Genomic DNA, 18,907 nt, shown 5'->3' with positions numbered 1-18,907 from the left:
TTGAAACAATAGCTTCGCTGATGATTATTACCTTCAGAAGCACTGCTCGCACAAAGAGATTGCGGTTTGCAGGCCCCCTTTGTCAACGGATGTAAACGGAAGGATAAACCATGACCGCCCAGACGCCCCCGGGTTCCCTCGCTGACCTGATCTCTTCCGCCCCCGCCGGACGGTTCGACGGGATCCGCCGCCCCTATTCCCGCGAGGACGTCGAGCGCCTGCGCGGCTCGGTGAAGATCGAATACACCCTGGCCGAGCGCGGTGCCCAGCGCCTGTGGCAGCTCCTGCAGGAGCGCCCCTACATCCATTCCCTCGGCGCCATGACCGGCAACCAGGCCATGCAGATGGCCCGCGCGGGTCTCGAGGCGATCTATCTCTCCGGCTGGCAGGTGGCGGCGGACGCGAACGTCGCCGGCGCCATGTATCCCGACCAGTCGCTCTATCCGGCCAATTCCGGCCCGGAGCTGTGCCGCCGCATCAACCGCACCTTCCAGCGCGCGGACCAGATCGAGCATGCGGAGGGCGGGGCGAAGCGGGACTGGTTCCTGCCGATCGTGGCCGATGCGGAAGCGGGCTTCGGCGGTCCGCTCAACACGTTCGAGATCATGAAGGCCTATATCGAGGCCGGCGCGGCGGGCGTCCATTTCGAGGATCAGCTCGCCTCGGAGAAGAAGTGCGGTCATCTGGGCGGCAAGGTGCTGATCCCGACCGCCGCCCACGAGCGCAACCTGATCGCTGCACGCCTCGCGGCCGACGTGATGGGCACCTCGACCCTGATCATGGCCCGCACGGACGCGGAATCGGCCAAGCTCATCACCTCCGACGTGGACGAGCGCGACCGTCCCTTCATCGAGCCCGACAGCCGCACGCCGGAAGGGTTCTACCGCCTCAAGGACGGCACCGGCCTCGACCATTGCATCGCCCGCGGCCTGGCCTATGCGGAACTCGCCGACCTGCTGTGGTGGGAGACCTCGCACCCGGACCTCGACGATGCGCGCAAGTTCGCCGAAGCCGTCCACAAGCGCTATCCGGGCAAGCTCCTGGCCTATAACTGCTCGCCGTCCTTCAACTGGAAGAAGAAGCTCGACGACGCCACCATCGCCAAGTTCCAGCGCGAGCTCGGCGCCATGGGCTACAAGTTCCAGTTCGTGACCCTGGCCGGCTTCCACCAGCTCAACTTCGGCATGTTCGACCTAGCGAGCGGCTATCGCGACCGTGGCATGGGGGCCTATTCGGAACTCCAGGCCGCCGAGTTCGCCGCCGAGGCGGACGGCTACACGGCAACCCGCCACCAGCGCGAGGTCGGCACCGGCTACTTCGACCAGGTCTCGGTGGTCATCACCGGCGGCAAGTCCTCCACGACCGCCATGGGCGACTCGACGGAGACCGCGCAGTTCCAGACCGCCGCCAAGCTTCAGGCGGCGGAGTGAGCCTCCCAAATCCCAAAACCCTTTTCACCGATGGAGATCAGCATGCAAAAGTCACGTTTCTGGGTGGTCGGTGGTGAATACACCTCCTGCGACTGCGAACAGCTAGTTCAGGGCACGGAGCGGGTGGTCGGCCCCTTCGACAGCCGCACCGACGCCGAGCGCACCTGGCGCACCCTCTCCGAGGATCACCGCCCGCAGGCGCAGGTCCGCTTCACCATCGCCCAGGAGCCGCCGGCCGTAACCGCTTGAGCCGGCCGCTTCCTCCGCGCATCTGAACAGGCACCGCCTTCCCCTGGGGAAAACGGCGGTGCCTTGTTGCGTGCTCCCGCATTTTTATCGTCTATTTCGGGGAACTTCTTGGCGGCACCCTCTGCCTAATGGCGCGGCGTGACCTAAAACAGCAGGGCCGTTGCGCCGAACTCCTAGGGGATCTCCATGAAAGCCGTCCTGAAATCGTTGACCGTCGCCGTCGCCCTCGGTCTGACGGCCCTGTCCGCCAGGGCCGACGTGGTCGTGTCCTCGAAGATCGACACCGAGGGCGCAGTGCTGGGCAACATCATCCTGCTGACCCTCAATGCCAACGGCATCAAAACGCAGGACCGCATCCAGCTCGGTGCGACCCCCGTGGTTCGCAAGGCGATCACGGCGGGCGAGATCGACATCTATCCGGAATATACCGGCAATGCGGGCTTCTTCTTTAACAAGGCCGACGACCCGATCTGGAAGGACGCCGCCAAGGGCTACGAGGCGGCCAAGAAGCTCGACTACGACGCCAACAAGATCGTCTGGCTCACCCCGTCGCCGGCCAACAACACCTGGGCCATCGCGCTGCGCAAGGACGTAGCCTCGCAGAACAAGCTCGCGAGCCTGTCCGATTTCGGCAAATGGGTTTCGGGCGGCGGCAAGGTGGTGCTCGCCGCCTCGGCCGAGTTCGTGAATTCCGCGGCGGCCCTGCCGGCCTTCCAGGCCGCCTACAATTTCAAGATGAAGCCCGAGCAGCTCATCGTGCTGTCCGGCGGCGACACGGCCGCGACCATCAAGGCGGCGGCCGAGCAGACCAACGGGGCGAACGCCGCGATGGTCTATGGCACGGACGGCGGCATCGCGCCCTCCGGACTGGTGGTGCTCGAAGACGACAAGAACGTGCAGCCCGTCTATGCGCCGGCGCCCATCGTCCGCGAGGCCGTCCTCAAGGAGAACCCGAAGATCGCCGACGTGCTGAAGCCGGTCTTCGAATCGCTGGATCTCACCACGCTTCAGAACCTGAACGCCCGCGTGCAGGTGGGCGGCGAGGCCGCGAAGGCGGTCGCGACCGAGTATCTGAAGTCCAAGGGCTTCCTCAAGTGATCGGCTCGCGCGCGATCGCTTGAGAGCTGCCATGTTGCGGAAGGCACCGGGCTGCCCGTGAATCCGACCACCTTTCCAGGCCGTGCGCTCGGCGAGGCTTCGTCGCGGCCCGGCCTTTCCGTCGATCGCCTCGGCGGCGTGATCGCGGTGCTGATCGGCATCGCGGTCTTCGCCGCGCCCTTCGTGACGTACCGGGCCAACCGGATCGTGGCGGGCGAGGCCCGGATGCTGGTCGAAGCGGTGTCACCGATCCTGGCCGGGGCCGTGCTCGCGGCGGCTCTCCTGGCGGCGGTCGCGGCCGTGGTGGTGCAGCAGCCCTGGCTGCGCCTGGGAGCGGCGGCTCTGGGGCTCATGGTCGTCACGCCCTCCGTCGGCGCGGCCGCGTGGTTCCTGACGCCGCCCGGGAACACCTTCGCGCGGATCTCTCCGGCCCTGGGCTTCTGGCTCCTGGCGCTCGCCCTGGGGCTCCTGGTGGCGGATTCGCTCACGCGCCTGCGCCTCGGTCCCTGGGCGCGCCTCGCGGCGCTCGCGGTCGCGGCGGCCTTCGTGGCGCTTCTGGTGCTCTCGGGAGCCTGGAACGGGCTGTCGATCCTGAAGGAATACGCCACCCGGGCCGACGGCTTCTGGCGCGAGGCCAGGCAGCACCTCTTCCTGGCGCTCGGATCGCTCCTGGCCGCCTGCCTGGTCGGGCTGCCGCTCGGCATTCTCTGTCATCGCGCGCCCCGGCTGAGGGCCGCGATCCTCCCGGTGCTCAGCATCGTCCAGACGATCCCGAGCATCGCCCTCTTCGGCATCCTGATGGTGCCGCTCGGCTATCTGGCCGCCACGGTGCCGCTCGCGGCGGAAGTCGGAATCCGCGGCATCGGCGGCGCCCCGGCCCTGGTGGCGCTCTTTCTCTATTCGCTCCTGCCGATCGTCGGGAACACCGTGGTGGGCCTTGCGCAGGTTCCGGCGGCGGTCGTCGAGGCGGCCCGCGGCATGGGCCTGTCCGACCGGCAGCGCCTCACGCAGATCGAGCTTCCGCTCGCGCTCCCGGTCATCCTCACGGGCATCCGCATCGTGCTCGTGCAGAATCTCGGCCTCGCCACCGTCGCGGCGCTGATCGGAGGGGGAGGGTTCGGCACCTTCGTGTTCCAGGGCATCGGGCAGACGGCGATCGATCTCGTGCTGCTCGGCGCCATTCCCACCGTCGCGCTCGCCTTCACGGCGGCCGTGATTCTCGATGCCGCCATCGACCTGGCGAACGGCCATGATTGAGATCGAACGCCTCAGCAAGCGCTACGGCGACACCGTCGTGGTCGACGAGGTCTCGATGGTGATCGAGGAGGGCACCGTCGCGGTCGTCGTCGGCACCTCGGGGGCCGGCAAATCGACCTTGCTGCGCATGATCAACCGGCTGATCGAGCCCAGCTCCGGCCGCGTGCTCATCGACGGCCAGGACACCATGGCGATCCCGGAGGACGAGCTCCGCCACCGGATCGGCTACGTGATCCAGGGCTACGGGCTCTTCCCGCACCGGACCGTGGCCGACAACATCGCCACCGTGCCGCGCCTCCTGGGCTGGGACCGGAAGCGCATCGCCGCCCGGGTCGAGGAGCTGCTCGACCTCTATCAGCTCGACCCGGCGGAATTCGCCGGGAAGTATCCGCACGAGCTCTCCGGCGGCCAGCAGCAGCGGGTCGGCGTGGCGCGGGCGCTTGCGGCGAGGCCCGCCCTGCTGCTCATGGACGAGCCCTTCGGCGCGCTCGATCCGGTCATCCGCGCCAAGGCGCAGGACGATCTGCTGGCGATCCAGCGGCGGCTCGGCACCACGATCGTGCTCGTGACCCACGACATGGAGGAGGCGTTCCATCTCGGCGACCGGATCGCCGTGATGGATCAGGCGCGACTCCTGCAATACGCCTCGCCGGCGGAACTGCTGATGCGGCCGGCGGAAGAGTTCGTCGAGCGTCTCGTGGGCACGGCCGAGCGGCCCTTCCGCCTCCTGTCCCTGGCGAGGGTGCAGGATGCGCTCGAGCCGGGGACGGCGGAGGGTGAAGCCCTCAGCGCGTCGACGAACCTGCGCGAGGCGCTCTCCAGGCTCATCTGGTCGGGACGCGAGGTCCTTCCCGTCGCGGATGCGGGAGGCACCGTCATCGGGCGCGTGAGCGTCGACCGGATCCTGCGGTTTGGGCGGTCCTCCGCATGAGCCGGGGTTCCGTGCTCCTGCGCGCCTCGGCGCTTCTGCTCCTCGTCGCTTTCGTGACGGCGCCGGACCTGTTCGCGCCCGTCTTCGAGCCCCTCACGGTGAACGGCGCTCCGGCCATCTACAATCAGGGCAGCCTTCTGACGCTCACGCTCGCCCACCTTGCAACCGTCTTCGGCGCGACGCTGGCGAGCACCGTCGTGGCAGTGCTGCTCGGGATCTTCGTCACGCGCCCGATGGGGATGGAGTTCCTGCCCCTCTCCCGCAGCCTCGTGAACATCGGCCAGACCTTCCCGCCGATCGCCGTCCTGGCGATCGCCGTGCCGCTCGTCGGTTTCGGCGCGAAGCCGACCCTCATCGCGCTCTTTCTCTACGGGCTCCTGCCGATCTTCGAGAACACCCTGACGGGTCTCACGCAGGTTTCCCCGCTCACCCTCGAGGCCGCCAAGGGCATGGGGATGAGCCCATCGAGGCGCCTCCTCGAGGTGGAACTCCCGCTGGCGATGCCGATCATCCTGGCGGGAATCCGACTCTCGGTCGTCATCAATCTCGGCACCGCCACGATCGGCTCGACGGTGGCGGCCAAGGGGCTGGGGGAGGTCATCATCGCCGGGCTGCAATCGAACAATACGGCCTTCATCCTTCAGGGCGGAGCCGTGGTCGCCCTGCTGGCGATCCTGATCCACGACCTGTTCATGACGGCGGAGCGAACAATGGCCCGGAAGCTTGGCGGCGTCGCGGCGACCTCGTGAAGCCGGGCCGTCACCTTCACGTTAAATTGACCTCGCAGAAGGCGAGCCCCGTTTACGACCTCCATGGCCTATACGCGGGGGAAAAGTTTCCCTAGAGTCCCTTCATTCATGACATTGCTCGAACGACTGAAAATTGAAACGCGTCCGGCCCACGATCGGATCGAGGCGGCGATCGACCTCGAACGACGGATCGCGTCACGCGAGGCCTATCGCGCGCTGCTGGCCCGGTTCTACGGGTTCCACACGGTATGGGAGGCGGCGGCGGAAGCGCGCGCTCCGGACCGGCAGGCCTTCCGTCGCCGCTGCAAGGCCGATCTTCTGGCCCGGGATCTCCGGGCCCTCGGAATGAGCGCTCATGAAATTGCCCGATTGCCGCGCTGCCATCCCTTGATGCCCCTGCAGGCCCCCACCGCCGTGCTGGGGAGCATGTATGTGGTCGAGGGTTCCACCCTCGGTGGCACGATCATCGCCCGTGACGTGGAGCGCCGGCTCGGACTTTCCGTCGAGACCGGCTGCGCCTATTTCCGGTCCTACGGACGGGACACGGCCATGATGTGGAAATCCTTCGGGACGATGCTCGCCGCCGCGTCCTCGCCCGAGACGGACGATCTCATCGTCGCCTCCGCGAGCCGGACCTTCGATGTCATGCATGACTGGTTATGCGAGGTGCCATGAACGTTCAGACACCACCGGACCTCGATCTGACCGCGTGCGAGCGCGAGCCCATCCACATCCCAGGCAGCATCCAGCCGCACGGGATCCTGCTGGCGATGCGGCCATCCGACCAGGTCGTCACCTATGCGAGCGCGAACATCGCTCCCCTGTTCGGGCTCGCCCCAGGCACGCTCCTGAACCGGCCCCTGCTGCAGGCACTGCCCTTGCTCGCGGCCGAGATCGGGGCGGACGTCGCCCAGCCGAGCGCCGAGGAGGGAACCCGCTATCTGCGTCCCATGAGGCTCGAGACCACGACCGGCGAGCGGAGCTTCGATGCAGTGCTCTCCCGCTCTGGCGACCAGGTGGTGCTGGAGCTCGAGGAAATTCCGGCCAATTCGGTCGCCAGCCTCGATGCGCTCTATCCGACGCTCCGCCGCTTCGTCGACCAGCTGCGCACGACGGTGACCGTGGACGATCTCTGCCGGGTCGCCGCGGAAGACGTCCGCCGCCTGACCGGGTTCGACCGCGTCCTAGTCTATCGCTTCGACGACAACTGGAACGGCACGGTCATCGCGGAGGACAGGAACGAAGTCCTGCCGTCCTATCTCGACCTGCGCTTTCCGGCCTCGGACATCCCGGCCCAGGCGCGGGAGCTCTACCGGCGCAACCGGCTTCGCATCATTCCCGACGCCAATTACACGCCGGTTCCCATCGAGTCCCATGATCCGACGCCGCTCGACCTGAGCGACTCGGTGCTGCGCAGCGTCTCCCCGGTTCATCTTCAGTACATGCGCAACATGGGCACGCTCGCGTCCATGTCGATCTCGATCCTGCGCGACGGCAGGCTGTGGGGGCTGATCTCCTGCCACAACAAGGATCCCCGGCGGGTTCCGCTGCAGGTGCGCAATGCCTGTGACTTCCTCACCCAGATCTTCTCGCTGCAGCTCGAAGCGCGCGAGAACACGATCCTGGCCGAGAACCGCATCCGCCTTCGGTCCGTGCAGGCGCGGCTTCTCGCCCATATGGCCGAGGAAGAGATCTTCATCGAGGGCCTGGTGAAGCACCCCTCGGAACTCATGCGTCTGGCCGGTGCCCAAGGCGCCGCGATCGTGTCCGGAGATCATTGCTGGCGCCTCGGGAAGACGCCGAGCGAGAGCGCCGTCAGGGCATTGTATGCCTGGCTCGCCGAGCACCACGACGAGGACGTGTTCGCCACCGATACGCTGTCGCAGCACTTCCCTCAGGCGTCCGCCTATGCGGATGTGGCGAGCGGCCTGCTCTCGATCTCGATCTCGAAGCGGCATGCGAGCTACGTGCTCTGGTTCCGGCCCGAGGTCGTGCAGACGGTCAACTGGGGCGGCGACCCGACGAAGCCGGTCCAGGAGGTGGGGGGCGTGCAGAAGCTTCATCCGCGGCTTTCCTTCGAGATCTGGAAGGAAACCGTGCGGGGCCGCGCCCTCCCGTGGGATCCGACCGAGATCGAGGCCGTCAAGGAGCTGCGCAACACGGTCGTCGGCATCGTCCTGCGCCGGGCCGAGGAGCTTGCGGAGCTGACGAGCGAGCTGCAGCGCAGCAACAAGGAGCTGGAGGCCTTTTCCTACTCCGTTTCGCACGATCTGCGCGCGCCGTTCCGCCACATCGTGGGCTACTCCGAGCTCTTGAAGAAGCAGGAGGCGGAGCAGCTCAGCGAGCGCGGCCGCCGCTACGTCGACACGATCATCGAATCCGCCTATACGGCCGGCACCCTGGTCGACAACCTGCTCAGCTTCTCGCAGATGGGGCGCACCTCCCTGAAGCCCCGGCGCCTCGACATGCGCCAGATGGTCGACGAGGTCCGGCAATCGCTCGCCATGGAGGTGGGCGGGCGCCGGGTCGCCTGGAAGATCAACGACCTGCCCCCGGCCGTCGCGGACCCGGTGATGATCCGCCTCGTTTGGGAGAACCTTCTGTCGAACGCCGTGAAATACACCCGAACGCGTGACGAGGCCCGGATCGAGATCGGCGGCCTGCGGCACGACGGAGAGATCGTCTATTCCGTTCGGGACAATGGCGTCGGCTTCGACATGACCTATGTCGGCAAATTGTTCGGTGTCTTCCAGCGCCTGCACCGGATGGAGGAATTCGAGGGCACCGGGATCGGATTGGCCAATGTTCGCCGCATTGTGGAGCGACATGGCGGCCGCGCCTGGGCCGAGGGTGTTCTCGACCAGGGTGCTACATTCTACTTTTCCTTGCCTGTTTCCGAAGGAGCGGCGTGAATGCCGGAACTGAAGCCTATTCTTCTGGTCGAAGACAACCCGAAGGATATCGAACTGACGCTGGCTGCCCTGGAGCAGAGCCAGCTCGCCAACGAAGTCGTGGTCGTCCGCGACGGCGCGGAGGCGCTCCATTTTCTGTACCGCCGCGGCGTGCACGAGAGCCGCAACACCAGCGACCCTGCCGTCGTCCTGCTCGATCTCAAGCTGCCGAAGGTGGATGGCCTCGAGGTCCTGGAGAAGGTCAAGGCGGACCCGGTCCTGCGGCACACGCCCGTGGTCATGCTCACCTCCTCGCGGGAGGAGAGCGACGTGGTGCGCAGCTACGAACTCGGCGTGAACGCCTTCGTGGTGAAGCCCGTGGGCTTCCGCGAGTTCTTCGATGCGATCCAGGACCTCGGCGTCTTCTGGGCGATCCTCAACGAGCCGCCGCCGCGAAACGGCGGCTAGGGAGGCCCGATGGACCAGCCCGTTGCACCTCAGACGGATCGTGCGCTGCGCATCCTCCTCTTGGAGGACAGCGTGCTCGACGTCGAGCTGGTGACGGAAACGCTGGCCTCCGCCGGTCTCGCGGCCGAGATCGACAACGTCGTCAGCCGCGCCGACTTCACCAAGGCCATTCGCGAGACCTGCTGGGACCTCATCCTGGCCGATTACTTCCTGCCCGCCTTCGACGGGCTGAGCGCGCTCGACCTGGCGCGGGAGTTCTGCCCCGACACGCCGTTCATCTTCGTGTCCGGAACGCTGGGCGAGGAGGTGGCGATCGAGGCCCTGAAGCGGGGTGCGACGGACTACGTCCTGAAGCAGCGGCTCGAGCGCCTGCCTGCGACGGTTCTGCGCGCCCTGTCCGAAGCTCACGCGCGCATCGAGCGGCGGCGAGCCCAGGAGGCCCTGCACCAGCTCCTGGACGAGCGGACGGCCCTGCTGCACGAGCTCGACCACCGGGTGAAGAACAACCTGCAGCTCCTCATGTCGCTCATCGGGATGGACATCCGCCAGGCGGACAACAAGGATGTGCGCGACGCCCTCGGCTACATGCGGCAGCGCCTCAATGCGCTCGCGGCCGCGCATCGGGATCTCTACGACGGTAAGGGCTCCGCCCGGTTCGATGCGGCGACCTTCGCCAGGAGCCTCTGCGAGGAGCTGACCGCCAACATGGAGGCTGTCCGCATCGTCCCGGAATTCGATGTCGGGACCATCGAGGTGGAGGCCGCGAAGGCCGCCCCGATGGCGCTCCTGTTCAATGAGATCGTCGTCAATGCCCTCGCCCATGCCTACGAGCACCGGCACGGAAAGCTGAAGCTCGCGATGGGCTCCGGCGACGGGCGCGTGTACTTCCAGCTTTCGGACGACTACTTCAGCCCCGGGGAGAAGAAGGCGGCCCGCGACTCCAGCACCGGAACCATCCTGAAAGCCCTGGCTCGCCAGCTCGAAGCCGTTGTCGAATGGCCGGAGGACGACCCCGCCATTCTCGTCCGCGTCACGATGCCGATGCAGGGAGGTGGCGAGCAGCGATGAGCGACAGGGGTGGGACAACCGACCAGGCCGGATCCATGGAGGGCCGCTCCTTCGGGGCGTCGCGCATCTCGCTGCGCCACATGCTCTGGGGCCTCGTCCTGGCGCTCGTGCTGCCGGCCATCGTGATCGCCTGCGCCGGATTTTACTCGGTATACCGGGCCGAGCGACAGGCGACGGATCTGCGCGTGCAGGACATCACCCGCGCTATGACCCTGTCGCTCGATCGGGAGATCGAGAAGACCGAGACCGCCATGCGGATCCTGGCATCCTCGCCGCATCTCCGCACCGGAGACTTCGCGGCCTTCTATCGGCAGGCGAAGGAAGCGGGCCTGCCGGAGCCGGCCTGGGTGGTATTGACCGGCATGGACGGCAAGGTGCTGCTGAACACGCGCGTGGCCTATGGCACGCCCCTGCCGGACAGCATCAGGCCCGACACGATCCGCCGCATCCAGCAGACGCGCCGGACGGAACTGTCCGAATTCGCCGTGCGGCCGATCACCGAGCAGCGCCTCGTCACGCTCGACGTGCCCGTCGTCGTCGCCGACAGGGTCGCCTACGTGCTCTCGACGGCCATCGGCTCCGAGGTGTTCCAGAAGCTCATTCAGGACCAGCGCATCGCCGAGGGCTGGAGCGCCTCCGTCCTGGACCAGAGCGGCAAGATCGTCGCCCGATCCCGGGAGCCAGAGCATTTCATCGGGCAGTACGTCCGCCCGGGGCTGCTGCAAGCCATCGCGTCCTCCGCGGAGGGCAATGTGGAGAGCATGACGCTGGACGGCATTCCCGTGCGCACCTACTTCAACCGCTCGGAGGCCTATGGCTGGTCGTTCATCATCGGGCTCCCGGCATCCGAAACCGCCGCGGCCCTGTGGCGCCCGCTCCTTTGGCTTCTGGGGCTCGCGGCCGTCCTGATCGCGGGCGGCGTCCTGGCCGCGATCCTGTCGCGCTCCATCGCGAGCCCGGTCGACCGGCTCGTCGCATCCGCGCAGGCCTTGGGGCGCGGGGAGCCGGTCGACGGACCGCCGACCCGCGTGCTGGAATTCGAAGCGATCCGGAACGCGCTCGCCGAGGCCTCCACGGCGATCCGCAGCCAGAAGCAGTCTCGCGAGGAGGTGCTGGCGCATGTCGCGGAAAGCGAGGCGCGCCTGCGCCTTGCGCTCGGCGCGGGCGAACTGGGGTCCTGGGAGTACAACCCCTCGACGGGCGAGTTCCTGACCAGTCCGATGTGCAGGGCGAATTTCGGCCGCGCGCCGGACGAGCCCTTCACCTACATGGATCTCGTTGCGGCCATTCATCCGGACGACCGGCCCAAGCAGGCGGAGGCCGTCGCGCATGCGATGGCGAACCGGACGGATCTGCATGTGGAATACCGCGCCATCTGGCCGGATCAGAGCGAGCACTGGATCCGGATCAGCGGACGCACGCGCCTCAGCCCGGACGGATCCCTCTCAATGGTGGGCGTCTCGCAGGACGTGACGGAGGGGCGGGAGGCGGACGAGCGGCAGGCGCTTCTGCTGCATGAGCTCAACCACCGGGTCAAGAACACCCTGGCGACGGTGCAGTCGGTCGCCGCCATGACGCGCCGGGCCGCGGAGGCGGGGGACCCCTACGCGTGGGACGCGTTCATCGGGCGCCTCCAGGGCCTCGCCAAGACGCACGACCTGCTCACCAGCACGAGCTGGAGCGGCGCGCTGCTCGAAGATGTGCTCAGAAGCGAGCTCGATCCTTATCAGGACGCCTTGCGCCAGCGGATCAGGTTCAGGGGACCTAAGGTCAATCTACAGCCGAGCGCCGTGCTGGCTCTCGGGCTGGCGGTGCACGAACTCGCCACCAACGCCGTAAAGTACGGAAGCCTTTCGGCCGAGAACGGCAGACTGTCCGTGATGTGGGCCGTCACGAGCGGCCCTGGCCCTGCTCTGCTCCTCGTGGAGTGGACGGAAAGGGGCGGTCCGCTCGTGAAGAAGCCCGAACGGCAGGGCTTCGGCACCAAACTCATTCAGCGAGGATTGGCGCAGCAGCTCGGGGGCGACATCAAGCTCGACTTTGCGCCGGCCGGGGTGCGCTGCGTCATCACGTTCCCTATCGAGTCGGTGCTGATCGCGGCCGAAGTGGCCGACGAGGAGGAGAAGCGCTTCGCCTGACGGGGCGAAGCGCCGGTTTCGGCAGGCTCAGTCCTGGCGGAGCTCCACGAAGGGCTCGTCGTAGATCGCCGTCCGCAGGATATTGTCGCCGCGCACGTAGCCTCGGTACATCCCGGAGCAGTTGAACGGCAGCGACACCGCGCCGGTCCGGTCGACCGCAATGATGCCACCGGATCCGCCGACAGGCGCCAGCAGATCCATCACCACCGCGCGCGTGGCTTCGTCCAGGGACTGTTTCGCGTAACGCATGCGCGAAGCGATCTCGTGGCCCGCCGCATAGCGGATGAAGATCTCCCCGTGTCCGGTGCCTGACATCGCGCAGGTTTCGTTGTCGGCCCAGGTGCCGGCGCCGATCACCGGGCTGTCGCCGACGCGGCCCGGTGACTTCGCCGTCATGCCGCCCGTCGAGGTCGCGGCGGCGAGATTCCCGTGGCGGTCGCGCGCGACGGCCCCGACCGTGCCGTGCTTGCGCGACTCGTCCTGGTCCTCCTGGCCGCTGCGGCGCATGGCGAGGGTGTCCTGCAGGGCCTGCCAGCGAGCTTCGGTGAAGAAGTAGGAGGGCTCCTCGAAGGCCAGTCCCCGGTCGCGGCAGAACTGCATCGCGCTTTCGCCGATGAGGAACACGTGGCCCGAATGCTCCATCACGGCGCGGGCCGCGAGAATCGGGTTGCGCGGGCCGCAGATCCCCGCCACCGCACCGGCCGCCCGGTCCCGGCCGGCCATGACGGCGGCATCCATCTCCTGCTTGCCGGCGGAGGTGTAGACCGCGCCGCGGCCCGCATTGAACAGGGGCTCGTCCTCCAGCGCCATCACGGCGGCGGTCGCGCCGTCGAGGGCCGTGCCGCCCTCGGCCAGGACCTTGCGCCCGGCATCCAGCGCGCGACGCAGGCCCGCGTGATAAGCCGCCTCGCGCTCGGGCGTCATCTTGCTGCGCAGGATGGTGCCGGCGCCGCCGTGAACGGCGAGGACGAAATCATTGTCGGCTGTGGACGTCATGGGTTCAGGCTTTCGTCGAAGGAAGGTGGGTGAGGACTTCCGCGAGTCCGGGGCGATGATGACCGGCGCGGCCGGTCATGGGGCCGGCCGCCGCGAGGGCGTCGAGCACGGCCTCCTGGGTCGCGTCGGCCATGGCCTCGAACAGGAGGTCGATGCGGTTCTCGTTGAGGATGTCGATTGTCACGAGCGCCGTCTTCTCGTCGTGCGACAGGCGGTTGGCGGTGGTGAAGCCGAGCGCGATGTCGCCGCTACCATGGCCCCAGAACGAGCCGAGGCGCGCAAGCCCCACGCCGGAGCGGCGGATCACGCGCTTGAGCTGCCGGTCGCTCAGCGGGATGTCGGTCGCCACCACGATGATGATGGAGCCCTTCTCGGCTGCGGGTTCGGTGTCCGCCATCTCGGGCGACGCGCGCGTTCCGTCCGGCAGCCGCAGGTCGCCGGCACGGCCGAAATTGGACAGGACCAGGACACCGAGATGAAAGTCGCGGCCGTCGAGGTCGAGGCGGCGCGAGGACGTGCCGACGCCGCCCTTGAACCCGAAGGTGCTCATGCCGCAGCCGGCGCCGACCGCGCCGACGGTGCAATCGGATGAGGCTCCGGCAAGGGCCGCCTGCGCGTCGTCTTCCGTGACGGCGAGGGCCTGAATGTCGTTGAGATAGCCGTCGTTGCACTCGAACACCACCGGGTTCACGGTGGCGGTCTCGCGGCCGATATCCGGGTTCCGGGCGATCGCCTGGCGGACGAGCGCCGTGCAGCAGGTGCCGACCGACAGGGTGTTGGTGAGGAGGATCGGCGTCTCGATGACGCCCAGCTCCTCGACCTGCACCAGACCCGCGCTCTTGCCGAAGCCGTTGAGCACATGCACCGCCGCCACCGGCTTGTCGCGGTAGAGGTTGCCGTCGTGCGGCACGATGGCCGTGACGCCGGTGCGGAGCTCGCCCTGGTTCAGGGTGCGATGGCCAACCCGCACGCCCGGAACGTCACAGATGCTGTTGCGCGGGCCTGCGGGCAGCGCGCCGCAGGCGAGGCCGAAGTCCCGGGCGCGGCGGGGCCCGCTCATCAGGCGCATTCCTGCTTCACGTAAGCGGCGACTTCCGCATGGGTCGCGATCCACACGTCCGAGCGCTGCGTGATCTCCTCCAGCAGCTTCTCGAGAATCCAGATGCGCGAGCGGTAGCCGGTCACGTGCGGGTGCATAGTGAGGAGGAACAGGCCGCCTTCCTCGTAGGCCCGCTCGAACTCGCGGAAGAAGATGTCGTAGACGGCGGTCGGCGGCGTGTGCGGGCGCAGGCCGTTGAACCGGTGCATGTTGAAATAGACCGCATCGTCGCGGATCCACTCCACCGGCAACTCGACGATGCCGGTCGGCTCGCCCTTCTCGACGAGCTCGTAGGGGTCGTCGTCCGCCATGAGGGAGGAATCGTAGAGGAGGCCGAGCTCGCGCTCGATGCGCAGCGTGTCGGGGCTGAAGTCCCAGGACGGGGTGCGCAGGCCTACGGGGCGCACGCCCGTGACGCGCTCCAGGGTGTCGGTGGCCCGGAACATCAGGTCGCGTTCGATCTCGTAGGGAAGCTGGCTGTTGAGCTCGTGGATCCAGCCGTGGATGCCGATCTCGTGGCCCTCGGCCACGACCCGGCGCTGCTCGTCCTCGTAGAGGAGCGCGGCGACCGCGGGCACGAAGAAGGTGGCCTTTGCGTCGTATTTCGCGAGCGCATTGAGGATGCGGGGAACGCCCTGCCGGTTGCCGTACTGGCCCTGCGACATGCGCCCGATGGACCGGCCGCCGTCGCGCAGCTCGTTGGTCTCGTGGTCGGAATCGAACGAGAGAGCGACGGCGCAGCGCGCGCCGTTCTTCCAGCGGGCGGGCTTCAGGGAGCGCCCGGCCCGGACGTGCTCGACCTTGGTGCGCCAGGTGCTCTCGTCCCAGCTCCACGGCTGGCTGCTGCTGATGTCATTCATGGGCCTTCCCTTTGTTGTTGTGAAGCCGGCGCAAGCCGGCCTCAGGAGCGTCCGCCGTCGACGGAGATGATCTGCCCGGAGATCCAGGCGGCGGCATCGGAGCAGAGGAACAGCACCGCGTCCGAGATGTCCTGCGGGCGGCCGAGGCGCCGGGTGTGGATGCTCTCCACCAGCCGCGCCTGTCCCTCGGGACCGTAGCTCTCCCACTGGCGCTGCGTCGCCGGGTTCGACAGCACGAAGCCCGGGGCGACGCTGTTCACGGTGACGCCATGGGGGCCGAGCTCGAAGCTCAGCTGCTTGGTGAGCCCGACGAGAGCGTGCTTCGAGGCCGTATAGGCCTGGATCCCGGTCAGGCTCGGACGCAGGCCCGCGCCGGACGAGATATTGACGATCCGGCCGAAGCCCTGGCGCTTCATGTGCGGCGCCGCTCCTTGCGAGCAATAGAACGCGCCATGCACATTGGCCTCGAACAGAACGAGCCAGTCCTGCTCGCTCACCTCCTCGATCGGCTTCGCCACCTGGCCGCGCACGCCGCCGGCGCAGTTGACCAGAATGTCGATGCCCCCGAGGTCCGCGGCCATTTCGTTCATCACGTCCGACACCGCCGAGCGGTCGGCGAGGTCGAGGGTCCGGGTCGCCCTGGCGCCCGCCTCCGCGGCGACGCGCAGGCCCTCGGCGTCGAGGTCGAGCGCCCAAACCTGGGCGCCCTCCGCTGCGAGAGCCTGAACGATGGAGCGCCCGATACCCTGGGCGGCGCCGGTCACGACGGCGCGACGATTGGTGAAATCGAGCTTCATGGTTCGAGCATCAGATCAAGAGTGGACCAGGAGAGTTCGCGACGGCCGTCTTCGAGGTCGTGGATCAGTCCGACGAGCTTTCTGAGGGCAGGGGTCGGGATGCCCGCCTCGTCGCCGAGATCGGCGATGATGGCGAGCTGCGCATCGACCTCCGTCTTGCGCTTGCGCACGGCGAGGTCGCGCCAGATGCCCGAATGGGTCTTGGCCGTGTGGCGGTTGAATTCCGCCATGTCGGCGACGGAACGGCGCGCCGCCTCCTCGCTCGCGCCCGGCATGAAGGCCTCGGGGTCGAAGCCGTTGAAGCCGAGCGGGCTCACGCCCCGCGCCTTGGCAATCGCCATGACCTCCTGGCCGACGCGGCGGAACACCGGGAAGTGTTTCTCGGAGGCCAGGTTCTCCGACATGGAGGCATTGGTGAGGGCGGTGACGAACAGGAGAGCCCCGTAGCCGAGCTTGCCCCAGAGATAGCCCCAGATGTTGTCGGTGAGCACCGCCTTCGGCTCGAAGATCGAGAGCAGGCGATGATAGTCCTTCGCGCGCTCCGTGATGCGGCCGTCGATCTCGCCGACCGCGACGGCGGCGCGGTTGCCGAACAGGATGCGGCCGGGCTCGAGCCAGTCCGCCCCGAAGTTCACGAAGCAGCCCACGGTGCGCTCGGCGCCAATCTCCTCGGCGATGACGAGTTCGTTGAGCCCGTTCTGCGCCGACAGCACGGAGCCGTCGTCGGCCAGATGATCCTTAAGGGCGCGCACCGCATCGCGAGTGTGATGCGCCTTCACGGCCAGGATGATGCGCTTGTAGCGGCCGGTTACCTGATCCGGGGTCAGCGCCTTGACCGGCTGGCGGAAGGTTTCGACCGGGCCTTCGATGGCGAGGCCGTCCCGGTTCATGGCCTCCACGTGCGGCGCGACGATGTCGACGAGCACCACGTCCTCGCCCGCGCGGATCAGGTAGGCGCCGAGCGTTCCGCCGATGGCGCCGGCGCCCCAGATCAGGATCGTGTTTTCGTTCGTCATCACCAGCTCTCGATCAGTGCGCGGGTTTCATCGATGGCGACGGACCAGATGGCGTTCATGTCCTCGTCGGAGCGCTGGTAGCGGCCGCCGAAATTGCCGTCGCCGAGGATTTCGCGCACGCCTTCGGGCCCGAAGGTGCGCATGCGGTCGAGGTCCACCATCGGCTTCTGGTGATCGGGCTGCGCGATGTTGGGCAGGCGCGTCCAGGGGAAGTTCTCCATCCAGGAGGCGTGCGAGGCGACCGGATCGATCTGCTTCACCTTCTCGAAGGTCTTCGGCGCGTTCCACCAATTGTGGAACTTGACCCGGCAATCCGGGTTCTGGCCCATCCACTCGATCGCCGCCGTGTGGCCCGGCGTGTTGCCGCCATGGCCGTTGACGAACAGGATGCGACGGAAGCCCGTGCGGCGCAGCGAGTCGAGGATGTCGGTCAGCATGCGCAGGTACGTGTCTGCCTTCAGCGACACGGTGCCCGGATAGGCCATGAAATAGGGCGTGATGCCGTAGCCGACGACCGGGAAAACCGGCACGCCGAGAGGCTCGGCGGCCTCGGTCGCGACGCGCTCCGCCAGGATGCTGTCGACGGAGAGGCTCAGGTAGGCGTGCTGCTCCGTGCAGCCGAGCGGCACGACCGCGCGGTCGTCCGATTTCAGGTACTGTTCGACCTGAAACCAATTCATCTCGCTGATTTTCATGAAAGTTGGTCCTCGTTTTGATTCGTTGCCGAACGCAGCCGCTCGATCACCGGCAGAAGGGTCTGCCGGATGGCGTGAGGATCGGGCACGTATCGGAATTCGATGGCCTGCCGTCCCTGCGGCAGGAACTCCTTGACGGTCGCCTCCGCGCCGCTGGCGTAGATGGCGACGTCGACGGAGGCCAGGAAGGCCTTGAGGTCGGGCGCCGTGATAAGGCGGACGTCGACGTCGGAGACGTGAGGCGCGAAGCGCAGCACGCCGGGCTTCATCAGAGCCATGAAGGTGGGGAAGATCGACACGATGCCGACCCGGGCCATCGGGTCGATGGTGGCGAGGAGCTTGCGCGTGTCCTCGGCCGGAATGAAGCTGAGGCCCACGACCGGAATGCCGGTCGGGATCAGGTGCTCGACCTCATTGCGGCGGTGGGCGAGCGTGAGGCAGATGTCGCAGGGCTGCGGGAAGGCTTCACCCGATTGCAGACCATCGACTGTCGTCACCGCGATGGTGTCTCCCGGGCCGAGATACTCCTGGATGCGATCGGCATATTGCTGCGTCGTGTCGATGAAGTTGCCCACCATCACGAGGCGCACGGGGCGGGTCGGCGTGCGGCCGCGCGCCGCGCGGGCATTGACGAGCGACGACACGACGGAGGGCGCAAGTCCAAGCTGCTCGGCCTCGTCGAACAGCGATTCGATGCGCGCCTGGATCTTGCGCATGGCCGTGGTGCGCACGCCGTCGCCGAGATGACCCTCGCCCACATAGGTGCCGGCGCCGGGACGGGACTCGATCAGCCCTGCGTGCCGCAGTTCCCGGTAGACCGTCGCGACGGTCATGTTGGCGATCCCGGCGCGCTCGGCCAACTCGCGCACGGAAGGCAGGCGCTGTCCCACCGGTAGTTCGCCGAGTGCGATGCCGAACTCGATCAGTCCGCGCAGCTGGATGCCGAGAGGCACCGGAAGCGTGCGGTCGAGCGCATTCGCAAGGCTCGCCAGAATCCGCTCCTCGGGCGTCTGTTCCGCTTCATTATTACAGTTGCCTACGGAAACGGCAGAGTATGTTTGAGTTTTAATCACGTCGCAGTTGACTTTAATTGACGCGGTGACCTACCGTTCTAATCGACAAGAACACCTTGAACGAAAAGTAAGGTCATTAGCAAGAGGGGATA

At 67.3% G+C, this 18,907-nt stretch carries 18 protein-coding genes; 11 read left to right on the top strand and 7 right to left on the bottom strand.

What is annotated here, in order from left to right; translation table 11 throughout:
* Positions 1-110 precede the first annotated feature (110 nt).
* From aceA to DES45_RS01555, 11 genes are all read left to right on the top strand, one after another.
* Positions 111-1,430 carry an isocitrate lyase gene (aceA, locus tag DES45_RS01605; RefSeq protein WP_114768223.1) on the top strand — a complete coding sequence of 440 codons (1,320 nt, stop codon included), beginning with the start codon at positions 111-113 and terminating at the stop codon, positions 1,428-1,430.
* 42 nt (positions 1,431-1,472) lie between these two features.
* The gene (locus DES45_RS01600; RefSeq protein WP_114768796.1) at positions 1,473-1,679 is read left to right on the top strand and encodes a DUF4170 domain-containing protein; all 207 of its coding nucleotides are present in this window, start codon (positions 1,473-1,475) and stop codon (positions 1,677-1,679) included.
* A gap of 186 nt (positions 1,680-1,865) precedes the next feature.
* Complete coding sequence (gene osmF, locus DES45_RS01595) at positions 1,866-2,777, top strand: glycine betaine ABC transporter substrate-binding protein OsmF (RefSeq protein ID WP_114768222.1); 912 nt, start codon at positions 1,866-1,868, stop codon at positions 2,775-2,777.
* A 138-nt stretch (positions 2,778-2,915) separates the two neighbouring features.
* Positions 2,916-4,034 carry an ABC transporter permease gene (locus DES45_RS01590; protein ID WP_245429747.1) on the top strand — a complete coding sequence of 373 codons (1,119 nt, stop codon included), beginning with the start codon at positions 2,916-2,918 and terminating at the stop codon, positions 4,032-4,034.
* Positions 4,027-4,965, top strand: a complete 939-nt coding sequence (locus tag DES45_RS01585) for an ABC transporter ATP-binding protein (RefSeq protein WP_114768220.1) — start codon at positions 4,027-4,029, stop codon at positions 4,963-4,965. The genes DES45_RS01590 and DES45_RS01585 overlap by 8 nt, the downstream gene beginning before the upstream one ends.
* Complete coding sequence (locus tag DES45_RS01580; RefSeq protein ID WP_114768219.1) at positions 4,962-5,714, top strand: ABC transporter permease; 753 nt, start codon at positions 4,962-4,964, stop codon at positions 5,712-5,714. The genes DES45_RS01585 and DES45_RS01580 overlap by 4 nt, the downstream gene beginning before the upstream one ends.
* Positions 5,715-5,822: 108 nt before the next feature.
* Positions 5,823-6,389 (top strand): biliverdin-producing heme oxygenase, encoded by a 567-nt coding sequence (locus DES45_RS01575; protein WP_170151357.1) that lies wholly within the window; start codon positions 5,823-5,825, stop codon positions 6,387-6,389.
* Positions 6,386-8,626, top strand: a complete 2,241-nt coding sequence (locus tag DES45_RS01570; RefSeq protein WP_114768217.1) for an ATP-binding protein — start codon at positions 6,386-6,388, stop codon at positions 8,624-8,626. The genes DES45_RS01575 and DES45_RS01570 overlap by 4 nt, the downstream gene beginning before the upstream one ends.
* Positions 8,627-9,073, top strand: a complete 447-nt coding sequence (locus DES45_RS01565; protein WP_114768216.1) for a response regulator — start codon at positions 8,627-8,629, stop codon at positions 9,071-9,073.
* Between the two features lie 9 nt (positions 9,074-9,082).
* The gene (locus DES45_RS01560; protein WP_114768215.1) at positions 9,083-10,141 is read left to right on the top strand and encodes a sensor histidine kinase; all 1,059 of its coding nucleotides are present in this window, start codon (positions 9,083-9,085) and stop codon (positions 10,139-10,141) included.
* Positions 10,138-12,279 carry an HWE histidine kinase domain-containing protein gene (locus DES45_RS01555; RefSeq protein WP_147282327.1) on the top strand — a complete coding sequence of 714 codons (2,142 nt, stop codon included), beginning with the start codon at positions 10,138-10,140 and terminating at the stop codon, positions 12,277-12,279. Before DES45_RS01560 ends, DES45_RS01555 begins: the two co-directional genes overlap by 4 nt.
* 27 nt (positions 12,280-12,306) lie before the next feature.
* On the opposite strand, the gene DES45_RS01550 is transcribed toward DES45_RS01555, so the two are convergent.
* From DES45_RS01550 to DES45_RS01520, 7 genes are read right to left on the bottom strand one after another with little or no spacing between them, the layout of a single operon-like run.
* The gene (locus DES45_RS01550; RefSeq protein WP_114768213.1) at positions 12,307-13,275 is read right to left on the bottom strand and encodes an isoaspartyl peptidase/L-asparaginase family protein; all 969 of its coding nucleotides are present in this window, start codon (positions 13,273-13,275) and stop codon (positions 12,307-12,309) included.
* A gap of 4 nt (positions 13,276-13,279) precedes the next feature.
* Complete coding sequence (locus DES45_RS01545) at positions 13,280-14,335, bottom strand: DmpA family aminopeptidase (RefSeq protein WP_114768795.1); 1,056 nt, start codon at positions 14,333-14,335, stop codon at positions 13,280-13,282.
* The gene (locus DES45_RS01540; RefSeq protein ID WP_114768212.1) at positions 14,335-15,234 is read right to left on the bottom strand and encodes a polysaccharide deacetylase family protein; all 900 of its coding nucleotides are present in this window, start codon (positions 15,232-15,234) and stop codon (positions 14,335-14,337) included. The genes DES45_RS01545 and DES45_RS01540 overlap by 1 nt, the downstream gene beginning before the upstream one ends.
* A 41-nt stretch (positions 15,235-15,275) precedes the next feature.
* Positions 15,276-16,031 carry an SDR family NAD(P)-dependent oxidoreductase gene (locus tag DES45_RS01535; protein ID WP_114768211.1) on the bottom strand — a complete coding sequence of 252 codons (756 nt, stop codon included), beginning with the start codon at positions 16,029-16,031 and terminating at the stop codon, positions 15,276-15,278.
* On the bottom strand, positions 16,028-17,047 hold the full coding sequence (locus tag DES45_RS01530) for a ketopantoate reductase family protein (RefSeq protein WP_114768210.1): 1,020 nt from the start codon (positions 17,045-17,047) through the stop codon (positions 16,028-16,030). Before DES45_RS01530 ends, DES45_RS01535 begins: the two co-directional genes overlap by 4 nt.
* Positions 17,047-17,727 (bottom strand): creatininase family protein, encoded by a 681-nt coding sequence (locus DES45_RS01525; protein ID WP_342633496.1) that lies wholly within the window; start codon positions 17,725-17,727, stop codon positions 17,047-17,049. Before DES45_RS01525 ends, DES45_RS01530 begins: the two co-directional genes overlap by 1 nt.
* Before the next feature lie 11 nt (positions 17,728-17,738).
* The gene (locus DES45_RS01520) at positions 17,739-18,815 is read right to left on the bottom strand and encodes a GntR family transcriptional regulator (RefSeq protein WP_170151356.1); all 1,077 of its coding nucleotides are present in this window, start codon (positions 18,813-18,815) and stop codon (positions 17,739-17,741) included.
* Between the last annotated feature and the right edge of the window lie 92 nt (positions 18,816-18,907).

The organism is Microvirga subterranea (assembly GCF_003350535.1).
GTDB classification, from domain to species: domain Bacteria; phylum Pseudomonadota; class Alphaproteobacteria; order Rhizobiales; family Beijerinckiaceae; genus Microvirga; species Microvirga subterranea.
This window is presented reverse-complemented; position numbering and strand designations above follow the sequence as displayed.